The organism is Arthrobacter sp. P1_D4, assembly GCF_056406115.1.
The window spans coordinates 230142-242708 of the sequence record NZ_JBFUAU010000009.1 but is presented as its reverse complement, the minus strand read 5'-3'; the positions used below and the strand labels follow the sequence as shown (position 1 = coordinate 242708).

Genomic DNA, 12567 nt, shown 5'->3' with positions numbered 1-12567 from the left:
GCAGCTACCAGAAATTCTAAAGCGGTGTGGCGGTCAGCGTTATCCGCAGTCGCACTCGTTGCGTCCTCCGAGCGGCATTCTCTGTCTGCATTCCCAATAATCGACATAACAAACGGGAAGAAGCTGGCAGGGGGTCTGTTGCGGAAACCATGACACTCGTTCCTCCACAGTCAGTACCCGCCCCTGTTCCCCGGGGCCCTGATTGGGTAGGCTCCTTTCATGGCACGACGCAGTTTTCTTCAGTGGCCGGTTGTCCGGCAGTTGAGTACGGGCGACCTCTTGGGCCGCGGTCCGGCGGTGACATCCCCGCAGACCAGGGCCATTACTCCACGGACGGTCACCGCTGACCGCGTGGTGCAGAGCGTGTGCCCGTATTGCGCCGTGGGCTGCGGACAACTGGTCTACGTCAAGGACGAAAAGGTCGTTCAAATCGAGGGCGATCCGGATTCGCCAATATCCCGCGGCCGCTTGTGCCCCAAGGGCTCTGCCAGTGAACAGTTGGTCAACTCGCCAGGCCGTCAAACCGGTGTGCTTTACCGTGCGCCGCGCTCCACCCAGTGGCAGCACCTGGACCTGGCCACCGCCGTCGACATGGTGGCGGACCGCTTCATCGAGACCCGCCGCAGGACGTGGCAGCAAGAAGACGAGGAAGGCAGGCTGCTTCGCCGCACGATGGGGATTGCTTCGCTGGGCGGGGCAACACTCGATAACGAAGAGAACTACCTGATCAAGAAACTCTTCACGGCTGCCGGTGCGGTACAGATCGAGAACCAAGCCCGCATTTGACACTCCTCCACGGTTCCCAGTTTGGGAGCCTCGTTTGGGCGCGGTGGTGCGACGCAATCACTGCAAGACATGGCCAATGCCGACTGCATCGTCATTCAGGGCTCCAACATGGCCGAATGCCACCCGGTGGGATACCAGTGGGTTGCGGAGGCTAAGGCACGCGGAGCTAAGGTCATCCACGTCGATCCCCGCTTCACGCGTACCTCCGCCGTCGCGGACAAGCACATTCCGATCCGGGCCGGCTCTGACGTCGTCCTTCTGGGTGCCCTGATTAACTACGTCATCACCAATGACCTCTGGTTCAAGGAGTACGTCGGCGCGTACACCAATGCGGCGACGCTGGTGCATGCGGACTACCGCGATGCCGAGGACCTGGGCGGCCTGTTCTCCGGTTTCGATCCGGAAAAAAGGGCGTACGACACGTCGTCCTGGGCGTACGCGGAACAAGGTGAGGGCGCGATTCATGAGCCCGGGCCCAGCCGCGAACACGGCGCCGAAGCGTCCGCCCGTGCTGCCGCCGACACCTTCGGCAGTGGCGGGCCGCCGCTGGAGCATGCCGAAGTTCAGCGGGACGACACACTGCAAGACCCCCGGACGGTCTTCCAGATCGTCAAGCGGCATTATGCCCGGTACACCCCGGAGATGGTCCGGGACATGTGCGGCATCAAAGTGGCGGATTTCGAGTATCTTGCCCGCAGCATCACGGAAAACTCGGGACGCGACCGGACTACCTGCTTTGCCTACGCGGTGGGTTGGACTCAGCACTCCTTGGGAGCGCAGTTCATCCGGGCCGCGGCGATCCTTCAGCTATTGCTGGGAAACGTGGGGCGCCCCGGCGGCGGGATCATGGCCCTTCGCGGCCATGCCAGCATCCAGGGGTCCACCGACATCCCCACACTGTTCAACCTGCTACCCGGCTACCTGCCGATGCCCAGTGCCGGCCGCCACGACAGCCTCAGTGAATATCTGGCAGCCGTCGGGTCAAAACAGCAAAAGGGCTTTTGGGCCGACGCCGACGCCTACACCGTCAGCCTGCTGAAGGCCTGGTGGGGTGAAGCCGCGACCGCGGACAACGACTGGGCCTATGATTACCTTCCGCGGCTGACGGGGGCGCACGGCACATATGAGACCACTATGAGCATGCTCAAGGACGAGGTGGAGGGCTACTTCATCCTTGGACAGAACCCCGCAGTGGGCTCGGCCAACGGCCGGCTGCAACGGCTTGGCATGTCCCATCTGAAGTGGCTGGTGGTGCGTGACCTGAACATGATCGAGTCGGCCACCTGGTGGAAGGACGGCCCGGAGATCGAATCCGGCGAACTGCGCACCGAGGACATCGAGACCGAAGTCTTCTTCCTGCCCGCAGCCACCCATGTGGAGAAAGCGGGCTCGTTCACGCAAACCCAGCGTCTGCTGCAGTGGCGGCACCAGGCGGTGGCACCGCCCGGGGAGTGCCAGAGCGAACTGCAGTTCTTCTTCGAGCTAGGCCAACGGATCCGGGCGAAGCTGGCTGGCTCCGAGGACGAGCGGGACCGTCCGCTGCTCGACCTGACCTGGGACTATCCCACGGATGAGCACGGCGATCCGGATGCCGAGGCTGTGCTTGCGGAGATCAACGGCCGCCAACTGGCTGGACCGGACGCCGGTAAGCCCCTCTCCGCCTACACCGAACTTCGCGCCGACGGTTCCACGGCCGCTGGCTGTTGGATCTACACCGGTGTTTACGCTGGTGGCTCCAACCACGCTGCCAACCGTAAGCCTGGTCAGGAACAAGGGCCCGTGGCTTCGGAATGGGGCTGGGCATGGCCGGCCAACCGCCGGGTCCTCTACAACCGTGCGTCCGCGGATCCCGCCGGTAAGCCGTGGAGCGAGCGGAAGAAATACATCTGGTGGGACCAGGAGCAAGGAAAGTGGGTCGGCGACGACGTTCCCGATTTCCCGGTGGACCGGGCTCCGGGAAGCCAGCCCGACCCGGCCCTCGGCGGCCCTGCAGCCCTTAGCGGAGATGACCCCTTCATCATGCAGGCCGACGGCAAGGGCTGGCTGTTCGCCCCGAAGGGCCTTGTGGATGGGCCCCTTCCCACCCACTACGAGGCTCAGGAATCCCCCGTGGCCAACGCGCTCTACCCGCAGCAGCAGAGTCCGGCGCGGTTGGTGTTCCCGCACGCGGGCAACTTCAGTGCGCCAAGTGCCGGTACTCCCGGCGCCGACGTGTACCCGTACGTCTTCACCACGTACCGGCTTACTGAGCATCACACCGCCGGCGGGATGAGCCGCTGGCTTCCTTACTTGTCCGAATTGCAGCCGGAGATGTTCTGTGAGGTTTCGCCTGAACTGGCTGCCGAGCGGGGGCTTGAGCCCTACGGGTGGGCCACCATTATTTCGCCCCGCTCGGCCATAGAGGCGAAGGTGCTCATCACTGACCGGCTGAAACCCCTGGCCGTGGGCGGTCACACCGTGCACCAGATCGGGCTGCCCTACCACTGGGGCGTGGGCAGTAACGCCGTCGTCAGTGGCGACGCCGCCAATGACCTGCTTGGCGTGACGCTGGACCCCAACGTCCAGATCCAGGAGTCCAAGGTCGCCTCCTGCGATATCCGCCCGGGCCGCCGGCCGCGCGGGCAGGAACTGCGGGCAATGGTCGCCGCCTATCAGGCGCGGGCGGGACTGACCGCCGAGACCGGCAACCGCGCCATTACCAATCCGATGTTGGAGGACTAGATGGGCCAGCTGTCCGGACCGACCGACCCCACCGCCGATGCCCACTGGGAGCACAGCCATCCGCGGAAGGGCTTTTTCACCGACACCTCGATCTGCATCGGGTGCAAGGCCTGCGAGGTTGCCTGCAAGGAGTGGAACCATAACCCGCAGGACGGCAATCTGGAGCTGCTCGGGTCGTCCTACGACAACACCGGGGCGCTGGGCGCCAGCACTTGGCGTCATGTGGCGTTCATCGAGCAAGGTCAGGACCGCATTGTGGAGGCGCGGGAATCAGGCCGCGCCCTGGTGAGCCTGGGCATGCCGCGTATTGGTCCGCCGGCCACGGCATCGCCAGCTGCGACGGACCTGGCCGAGGCCGACACCACGCCCCCGGACACGGCAGACTTCAGGTGGTTGATGTCCTCCGACGTTTGCAAGCACTGCACGCACGCCGGGTGCCTCGATGTGTGCCCCACCGGAGCGCTTTTCCGCACCGAATTCGGCACCGTGGTGGTACAGGATGACGTCTGCAACGGCTGTGGAACCTGCGTCGCCGGATGTCCTTTCGGCGTCATCGAGCGCCGCGCCGATGGCTCGGTCAAGGTGGCCACCAGCAGGAACGACCAGCACGCCAAGCATCCCGCCGTCCCCAATGCGGGCATCGCTCAGAAGTGCACGCTGTGCTACGACCGGCTTGTCGCGGATGAGACCCCCGCGTGCGCCAAAGCGTGCCCTACGACGTCTATCAAGTTCGGCGACCATGACGACATGGTGGAGACGGCCAGGGAACGCGTTTCCAGCCTGCACGCGCAAGGTCTGACGGAGGCAAGGCTCTACGGTGCGAACGAAAACGACGGCGTCGGCGGAACCGGATCAGTCTTCCTGCTCCTCGACGAACCCGAGGTCTACGGACTTCCGCCGGACCCACGGGTACCCACGGCCGACCTTCCGCAGATGTACCGAAGGGCCGGCATGGCAGTAGCGGGCATGGCCGCGGCAGTTGCAGTGGCATTCCTGGGAGGGCGTGCATGACCCTCTCAGAGTTCGACAGCTTCCGGCCATCGGAACCCGCCCGCCGTCGCCGGCGGGAGGGCAAACGAGGACCGGGCCGCCGCCCGGCCAATGGCGACGGCTCCCGGGAAATGCCTATGGTTCCCGAGCCGGAATTCAGCTCGTATTACGGCCGTCCGGTTGTAAAGCCGGCACCCTGGGGTAATGATGTGGCCGCGTACCTGTTCCTGGGCGGCGTTGCCGCCGGCTCGGCTTTGCTCGGACTCGGCGGCCAGTTGAGCGGGCGGCCGACGCTGCGCCGTAACGCGCGTTTGAGCGCTTTGGCAGCGGTAAGTGCCGGGGCTGTTGCGCTTGTGAAGGACCTCGGCAGGCCGGAGCGCTTTCTGCATATGCTGCGGACCTTCAAGGTCACTTCGCCGATGAGTGTGGGCTCGTGGATCCTCAGCGCCTTCAGCGCAGGTGCGGGGGTCTCGGCGGTGGCGGAGATCGACCGGATGAGCGGATCCCGGCTTCCGCTGGGCCCGTTGCGGAGCGTGCTGCGGGCTGTCGAGGGACCGGCCGGCTTCGAGGCCGCCGTCTTTGCCGGACCTCTGGCGGCTTACACGGCAGTGCTGCTCGGAGACACCGCCACACCGACGTGGAACGCTGCCCACGAGGAACTGCCGTTCGTCTTCGTAAGTTCGGCAGCCCTCGCTTCTGCCGGGCTCGCCATGGTCACCACGCCGGTGCGCGAAACGGGGCCGGCCCGGAAGCTCGCCGTGCTCGGCGTCTTAGGTGAGGTGGTTGCCATGAAAGTCATGAAACAACGGATGGACCCGGTGGCGGCGGAACCCCTACACCAGGGCAAGGCGGGCGCCATGCTGAAATGGAGCGAGCGTTTGGCGGTCGCCGGCGGGCTGGGAACACTGCTGGGCGGCCGACACCGCGGAGCGGCTGCGGCCTCCGGACTCGCGTTGCTGACCGCGTCCGCCCTGACGCGTTTTGGTGTATTTGAGGCGGGCCTCACCTCGGCCAGAGATCCGCGGTACACCATCGAACCGCAGAAGACGCGGCTCGCCGCCCGCCGTGCGGCCGGAATCACCGACGACGCGATCACCACCGGCGGCTGAAGACGAATGGCCGGGTTTCAGCGGATCTCGATGCCCTGGCCCGCGATGGTGTGTCCGATGACTGGATGGCCCGGCAATTCACCGACGACGAGTAGCCCGCCGGAGGTCTGTGCATCGGCGAGCAGGAGAAGATCGTCCTCCGTGACGCCCGCGGCGGCACGCAGGTAGGGCCGCACCCAGTCCAGGTTGCGCCGCGTTCCGCCGGAGACAAACCCATCGCGCAACGCTTCCCGGGCGCCGTCGACGTGCGGCACCGCTTTCCGGTCCACCACTGCCCCGACCCCGGAGGCCCGGCACATCTTGTACAGGTGTCCGAGCAAGCCAAAGCCCGTCACGTCCGTGGCTGCCCGCACACCGGCCGCCACCGCATCCTCGGCGGCGTCGCGGTTCAGGCGCGTCATCGTCTTTACTGCTTCGGTGAACACTTCGCCGGTCTGCTTGTGACGGTTGTTGAGCAGTCCGACGCCGATCGGTTTGGTGAGCGTGATGGGCAGCCCGGGCCGGGCGGCGTCGTTCCGCAGCAATCGGTCGGGGTGGACGACGCCGGTGACCGCCATGCCGTACTTCGGTTCCGGATCGTCGATAGTGTGTCCGCCTATGACCGGGCACCCTGCCTCGGCGGCCACGCTCAGGCCACCGCGGAGTACCTCGGTCATCAATTCCAGCGGCAGTACGCCACGGGGCCAGCCGACGAGGTTAATCGCCATAATCGGGCGCCCGCCCATCGCGTAAATGTCGGAGAGCGCATTGGCGGCGGCGATCCGGCCCCAATCGAAGGCGTCGTCTACCACGGGGGTGAAAAAGTCAGCGGTGGACAATACGGCCAGGTCCCCACGGACCAGAACGGCGGCTGCGTCGTCGCCGCTGTCAAGCCCGACCAGCACATCGGCGCCGGGCTGGCCGGTGAGTCCGCGTACCGCTTCTTCGAGTTCTCCGGGCGGAATCTTGCACGCGCAGCCGCCACCGTGGGCATAGCCGGTGAGCCGGAGAGTTCCGGCAGCACCGGTACCGAGTTGCTGGACTGGCGTCTGGGCCTCGTTCACCCGCCTAGCGTACTCCTTCAGGCAACCCTGCTATATTGAGCCCCGGTGGCGTCCGGGTCCTGGTGGGCCCCCCGGTCTTCAAAACCGGTGCGGCCGAGCATCTCGGCCTGGCGGGTTCGATTCCCGTCCGCCACCGCCAACTTCCGGCCCGAGCGCCGCGAGCAGAGGAGGGCTGTGGACCCGGTCGATCCCCGGCGCCTGATTCCGCGCACCGATGACCTGCTGGCTCTGCCGGCCGTCTCCAAGGCCCGGAGCAGGCTGAACGAGCGCGTCATCCGCAACCTCGTTCGTCAAATCCAGGATCAGGCACGGCGTGGTGAGCTCCCGCCCGGACAAGTGGAAGGAACACTGATCGCCGCCGTAGCCGACCGCACGGCGACGACCCTTCGTCCGGTGCTCAACGCAACCGGCGTCATCGTCCATACCAACCTCGGCCGTGCTCCACTTTCTGAAGACGCGGTGGAAGCTGTTATCGCGGCCAGCGGCTACGTTGACGTGGAGCTCGACTTGGCAACCGGCAGCCGGAGCGGGCGCGGCGCCGGGGCGCGCGCTGCATTACTCGCCGCCTGTCCCGCGGCTGAGGATGCGCTGGTGGTGAACAACGGCGCCGCAGCGCTGGTGTTGGCCACGACTGCCTTGGCCGCCGGCCGGGAGGTGGTGGTGAGCCGCGGGGAACTGGTCGAGATCGGTGCCGGCTTCAGGCTGACCGACTTAATGGAGTCGACGGGGGCGAAGCTACGCGAGGTAGGTACGACCAACCGCACCCACCTACACGACTACGCCGGTGCTCTGGGGTCGAACACCGGGTGCGTACTCAAGGTCCATCCCAGCAACTTCCGGGTCGATGGATTTACCTCCACTGTCCCGTTGCACGAAATCAGCCCGCTGACCGTCGCCCACGGGGTACCTCTGGTGGCCGACCTGGGCAGCGGGCTCTTGTCGCCCGACCCTTTCCTGCCGGAGGAGCCGGACGCCGCCTCCGCCTTGGTGAGCGGAGCCGACGTCGTGATCGCCAGCGGTGACAAGCTACTCGGCGGCCCACAGGCTGGCTTGCTGCTGGGCCGCAAGGAAATCATCACGCGGTTGGCCCGCCACCCGCTCGCCCGTGCGGTCCGGGCTGACAAACTCGCCCTTGCCGCCTTGGAAGCCACGCTGGCGGGCGGCCCGCCGCCGGTTGTCCGGGCCCTGCACGCCGACGCCGGGCACTTGCAGCGCCGCACGGACCGGCTCGCCCGGGAACTCGACGTGCCCGTGGTGTCCCATGACGGTCGGGTAGGTGGCGGCGGCGCTCCGGGAGTGCCTCTGCCGGGATGGGCACTACGGCTCCCAGAGGGACTCGCAGGACTTTTGCGCACCGGTGATCCGGCTGTGCTGCCACGCGTCAACGATGGCTCGTGCCTGATCGATCTGCGCTGCATCGCCCCGGCGGATGACGACAGGATTCTCGACGCGATACGGAAAGCGCTGGCAGCCTTCAAGGCCGCGGACGCAGGCGGGGTGGGCTGAGGAGTGTACGTCGTAGCCACCGCCGGGCACGTCGATTCCGGCAAAAGCACCCTAGTTCGCGCCCTCACCGGCATGGAGCCGGACCGTTGGGAGGAAGAACGGCGCCGCGGGCTGACCATCGACCTAGGTTACGCCTGGACCACGTTCCCGTCCGGACAGAATGTAGCGTTCGTCGACGTACCGGGCCACGAACGCTTCCTGGGAAACATGCTTGCCGGAATCGGACCGGCCCCGGTGGTCTGCTTCGTCGTCGCCGCGGACGAGGGTTGGCAGGCACAGTCAAGTGATCACCGGGATGCCGTCGCTGCGCTTGGAATAGAACACGGCGTGGTCGTGCTAAGCCGTGCGGACCGGGCGTCCAGCCGTCGGATCGCGGACGTGCTCTCGCGGACCCGCACGGAGCTGGCCGGCACGGGCCTGAGGGAAGCCCCCGCAGTTGCCGTATCCGCTATTGACGGTACCGGTCTGGCCGACCTGCGTTCAGCACTCGACGGCGTCCTGGCCCGCGTGCCCGCCCCCGCCACCTCAGGGCGGGTCCGGTTGTGGGTTGACCGCTCGTTCACGATTTCCGGTTCGGGAACGGTAGTGACCGGAACGCTGGCGGCAGGAACACTCGAACGGGGTGACCGGCTCCAGCTGCTCAGCCACGACGGTTCCCGGGCCGTGGTGGTCCGCGGTTTGCAAAGCAGGGACACGGCCTTTGCGTCCGTGCAGCCCGTCAGCCGGGTGGCGTTGAACCTACGGGACGTTGCCGCCACGGACATCCGCCGGGGAGATGCGCTGCTGACCCCGGATGCGTGGCCCACGACCGGCGTCGTCGGTATTCAGCGCACGACAGGGTTGGCCTATACGGCTGTGCCCGAACAGCTCATGGTGCACGTTGGCACCGCGTCCGTGCCTGCCCGTTTACGGCCATTCGGCGCGGATCACGCCCGGCTCGTCCTTGACAGGCAACTGCCCCTCGTTCTCGGCGACCGGCTGGTGCTGCGCGACCCCGGAAGCCGGTCAGTGCTGGGTGGGGCGCGTATCCTCGACGCCGATCCGCCTGCCCTGCGGCGGCGGGGAGACGGCGCCCGCTGGGCGGAGCGGCTTTCCGGCCTCGACCCCGCCGGCGACGTGCTCGGTGAAGTCGCCGCCCGCGGAGCAGTTCGGGCAGAACACCTTCACCGGCTGGGGCTGTTGCCCGGTCCCGAGACGGCCGCGCCCCCGGAGGTCCAGGTCATCGGTGATTGGTGGGTGCATGCGCCTGTCCTCGAGGCATGGCAGGAACGGCTGCGCGCCGCGGTCCAGGCATTGCAGGAACGTGACCCGCTGGCCGCCGGAATGTCCTTGGGCGCGGCGCGGGACCTACTGCAGTTGCCCGAGGAGAGGCTGCTGTCCCACGTCATCCGCGGCGCACGGCTGGAAGCGGAGGGCGGCCACGTCCGGCTGCCTGGCAGCCGAGATTCTCTCGGCGCCGCAGAGCCAGCGATCGCCGAGGTGGAGCGCACCCTGACCGCACATCCGTTTCACGCCCCCGAAGCCCAGGAGTTGGCCGCACTGGGCTTGGGCGCCCGCGAGCTCGCGGCGGCGGAGCGCACCGGGCGTCTGCTGCGGTTGCGCGATGGGGTGGTTCTACTGCCGACGGCCCCCGCCCTAGCGATGCGCCTACTGGCCGGTCTGGAGCAGCCCTTCACCACGAGCCAAGCACGCCAGACTCTGGGCACGACCCGTCGAGTCGCAGTCCCGTTGCTTGAACATCTGGACTCTCGCGGCTGGACCCGGCGCCTTGATGCCGGTCACCGGACCGTGGCGCGTTGAGCCGCACTTTCTGGCCCCGCGCCTCTAAGGCCTCAGAGAGGTCAGGAACTAGACGTTGAAGCGGAATTCAACGACGTCGCCGTCGGCCATGATGTATTCCTTGCCTTCGATCCGGACCTTGCCACGGGCCTTCGCCTCGGCCATGGAACCGGCCTCGATCAGGTCATCGAAGGAGACGACCTCGGCCTTGATGAAACCGCGCTGGAAATCGGAGTGGATCACGCCGGCCGCCTGCGGGGCGGTGTCGCCCTGGCGGATGGTCCACGCGCGGGTTTCCTTGGGGCCGGCCGTCAGGTAGGTCTGCAGTCCGAGGGTGTGGAAGCCGACGCGGGCCAGCTGGTCCAGCCCGGATTCATCCTGGCCGTTCATTTCCAGCATCTCGCGGGCTTCTGCCTCGTCGAGCTCCACCAGATCGGACTCGAGCTTGGCGTCCAGGAAGATGGCGTCGGCAGGGGCCACGAGGGCACGCAGTTCCGCCTGCTTCTCCGGGCTGCCGAGGATTCCCTCGTCGGAGTTGAAGACATAGATGAAAGGCTTGGCCGTGAGCAGGCCGAGTTCCTTGAGGTGCTCCATCTCCAGCTTGTCGCTCTTGATGGAAGAGAAGATGGTGTCGCCGCGTTCCAGCACTGCCTGCGCCGCCAGGATGGCCGCCAGCTCGGCCGCCTCCCGCTTCTTGATCTTGACTTCTTTTTCGATCCGCGGGATGGCCTTTTCGATGGTCTGCAGATCGGCCAGGATCAGCTCGGTGTTGATCGTCTCCATATCAGAGCTGGGATCGACCTTGCCGTCGACGTGGATGACGTCCGGGTCATCGAACACGCGGACAACCTGTGCGATGGCCTCGGCCTCGCGGATGTTGGCGAGGAACTGGTTGCCGAGGCCCTCGCCCTCGGAGGCGCCCTTGACGATGCCGGCGATGTCCACGAAGGACACGGCTGCGGGCAGCAGGCGCGCGGAGCCGAAGATGCCGGCCAGCTTTTCAAGCCGGGCATCCGGCAGGTTCACGACGCCGATGTTGGGCTCGATCGTGGCGAACGGATAGTTCGCCGCGAGGACCTGGTTTCGGGTCAGTGCGTTGAAAAGGGTTGATTTGCCGACGTTGGGCAGTCCGACGATGCCAATAGTAAGAGCCACGAGCATATATTCTACCCGCACCAGCGGCCAGCCGTTGCTGCGGGCCCGTGGCTACACCTGTGGGGCGGCAGGGTGCCGGCGCGGGCGCGGGGCGGTGTGGGGGCGGTCGCGGGGCGATGTCGGGGTGTTGCGGCGGGTACATCCCACGGTGTCCCGGGATGTTCCGGGTGTTCCGGGCGTCGAAACCAAAACTGTCACAGGGGCATGCCACAGTGAAGGCATGGAAGCTTTTTCACTGATTCTCGCCCTGCTCATGCTGCTTACGGGCGCCGTCACGGGCGCCGCCGTCGTCTATGTCCTGCTGCGCCGGCGCTACCTGGCCGTGGAACAGGACTTCGACGGCGTGTCAGCCCGGCTGTCCGACGTCAGCGCCCAGTTCGCCGCCGCCGACGCCGAGAGGCGCCTGCTCGCGGCCCAGAACCGCGAGCTCGGCGAGTCCCGGAACCATGACGGCAGTTTGCTCCGTGCGCTGGCGCCCGTGGCGGAAAAGCTCACCGCCGTGCAGCAGCAGGTATCCCTGCTCGAACGCGACCGGCTGGAGCAGTACGGCCAGCTGGCCCAGCAACTGCAGGAGGCCCGCCTGTCCGATGAGCAGCTGCTTCGGTCCACGCATGCGCTGGAGTCCGCCCTGCGCTCCAACAGCGCCCGCGGCCAGTGGGGCGAGGTCCAGCTGCGCCGGGTGGTCGAGGCGGCAGGCATGCTGCGGCACGTGGACTTCCACGAACAGCTCCACAGCGGGCAGGCCCACAGCTCCGGCACGGACGGCAGCCTCCGGCCCGACCTCGTGGTGCAGCTGCCCGGCGACAAGCAGCTGGTGGTCGACGCAAAGGTCCCTCTGGCGTCGTACCTTGCCGCCCAGGACCTCGGCGCCGCCCAGGCAGGCCAGCAGTCCTCGCAGCTGCCCGGCAGCCAGCAGGCGCACCTCGCCGCCCATGCCAAGGCCCTAAAGGCCCATGTGGACGCGCTGGGCAGCAAGAAGTACTGGGACATCCCAGGCAACTCTCCGGAGCTGGTGGTCTGCTTCCTGCCGGCGGAATCGATCCTGGCCGCCGCCCTCACAGCCGACCCGGCCCTGCTGGACTACGCACTGGCCAAGAACGTCGTCCTGGCCTCCCCCGGGACCCTGCTGGCGGTGCTGAAGTCGGTGGCGTTCACGTGGCGGCAGGACGTGTTGACGGACAGCGCCCGGGAACTCTTCGAGCTCGCCCGGCAGCTCTACGACCGGATGGGCACGCTCGGCGAGAACGTCACCAAGCTGGGGTCCTCGCTGAAGACCTCGGTTGAGCGGTACAACTCCATGGTCGGGACCCTTGAGGCCCGCGTCCTGCCCACCGCGAGGAAACTCAACGCCCTGGAAACCGCCGGACTGGCCACTCCCCCCGCCGTCGAAGTCACACCGCGGGCAGTCGCAGCCCCGGAACTTCAGTCCCGCGACGAGTCAGAAGAGTCCGCGGCCTAGGTGCACTGCGCCATGGGTC

Annotated in this window: 8 protein-coding genes and 1 tRNA gene; 7 read left to right on the top strand and 2 right to left on the bottom strand. The window is 66.9% G+C overall.

Features of this window, described 5'->3' with window-relative positions; genetic code table 11:
• Nucleotides 1–219 precede the first annotated feature (219 nt).
• The 3 genes from fdh to nrfD are packed head-to-tail and all read left to right on the top strand — an operon-like array spanning nt 220 to nt 5606.
• Nucleotides 220–3507: a formate dehydrogenase gene (gene fdh, locus AC1D0A_RS11245; protein WP_476945797.1), complete on the top strand. Its 3288-nt coding sequence runs from the start codon at nt 220–222 to the stop codon at nt 3505–3507.
• Entirely contained in the window at nt 3508–4518 is a 1011-nt protein-coding gene (locus AC1D0A_RS11240) for a 4Fe-4S dicluster domain-containing protein (protein ID WP_028275706.1), read from the top strand. It begins immediately after the preceding gene.
• Complete coding sequence (nrfD, locus tag AC1D0A_RS11235) at nt 4515–5606, top strand: NrfD/PsrC family molybdoenzyme membrane anchor subunit (protein ID WP_476945796.1); 1092 nt, start codon at nt 4515–4517, stop codon at nt 5604–5606. Before AC1D0A_RS11240 ends, nrfD begins: the two co-directional genes overlap by 4 nt.
• Before the next feature lie 17 nt (nt 5607–5623).
• On the opposite strand, the gene selD is transcribed toward nrfD, so the two are convergent.
• Nucleotides 5624–6649 (bottom strand): selenide, water dikinase SelD, encoded by a 1026-nt coding sequence (selD, locus tag AC1D0A_RS11230; protein ID WP_028275707.1) that lies wholly within the window; start codon nt 6647–6649, stop codon nt 5624–5626.
• A 44-nt stretch (nt 6650–6693) separates the two neighbouring features.
• Here selD and AC1D0A_RS11225 point away from each other — a divergent pair.
• The 3 genes from AC1D0A_RS11225 (at nt 6694) to selB (ending at nt 9955) form a co-directional block, all read left to right on the top strand.
• Nucleotides 6694–6788 (top strand) — tRNA-Sec (locus tag AC1D0A_RS11225).
• Nucleotides 6789–6823: 35 nt separating this feature from the next.
• Nucleotides 6824–8155 (top strand): L-seryl-tRNA(Sec) selenium transferase, encoded by a 1332-nt coding sequence (gene selA / locus AC1D0A_RS11220; RefSeq protein WP_243180968.1) that lies wholly within the window; start codon nt 6824–6826, stop codon nt 8153–8155.
• 3 nt (nt 8156–8158) lie between these two features.
• Complete coding sequence (gene selB, locus AC1D0A_RS11215; protein ID WP_476945795.1) at nt 8159–9955, top strand: selenocysteine-specific translation elongation factor; 1797 nt, start codon at nt 8159–8161, stop codon at nt 9953–9955.
• Between the two features lie 48 nt (nt 9956–10003).
• Here selB and ychF read toward each other — a convergent pair whose 3' ends face one another.
• Nucleotides 10004–11089 (bottom strand): redox-regulated ATPase YchF, encoded by a 1086-nt coding sequence (ychF, locus tag AC1D0A_RS11210; protein ID WP_028275710.1) that lies wholly within the window; start codon nt 11087–11089, stop codon nt 10004–10006.
• A 220-nt stretch (nt 11090–11309) separates the two neighbouring features.
• On the opposite strand from ychF, the gene AC1D0A_RS11205 reads away from it, so the two are divergent.
• Nucleotides 11310–12548: a DNA recombination protein RmuC gene (locus AC1D0A_RS11205; protein WP_476945794.1), complete on the top strand. Its 1239-nt coding sequence runs from the start codon at nt 11310–11312 to the stop codon at nt 12546–12548.
• The last annotated feature ends 19 nt before the right edge of the window (nt 12549–12567 follow it).

Bases quoted from the DNA above. Each gene is read 5' to 3' on its own strand.
- AC1D0A_RS11205 (WP_476945794.1), top strand. From the start codon at position 11,310: ATGGAAGCTTTTTCACTGATTCTCGCCCTGCTCATGCTGCTTACGGGC.
- nrfD (WP_476945796.1), top strand. From the start codon at position 4,515: ATGACCCTCTCAGAGTTCGACAGCTTCCGGCCATCGGAACCCGCCCGC.
- AC1D0A_RS11240 (WP_028275706.1), top strand. From the start codon at position 3,508: ATGGGCCAGCTGTCCGGACCGACCGACCCCACCGCCGATGCCCACTGG.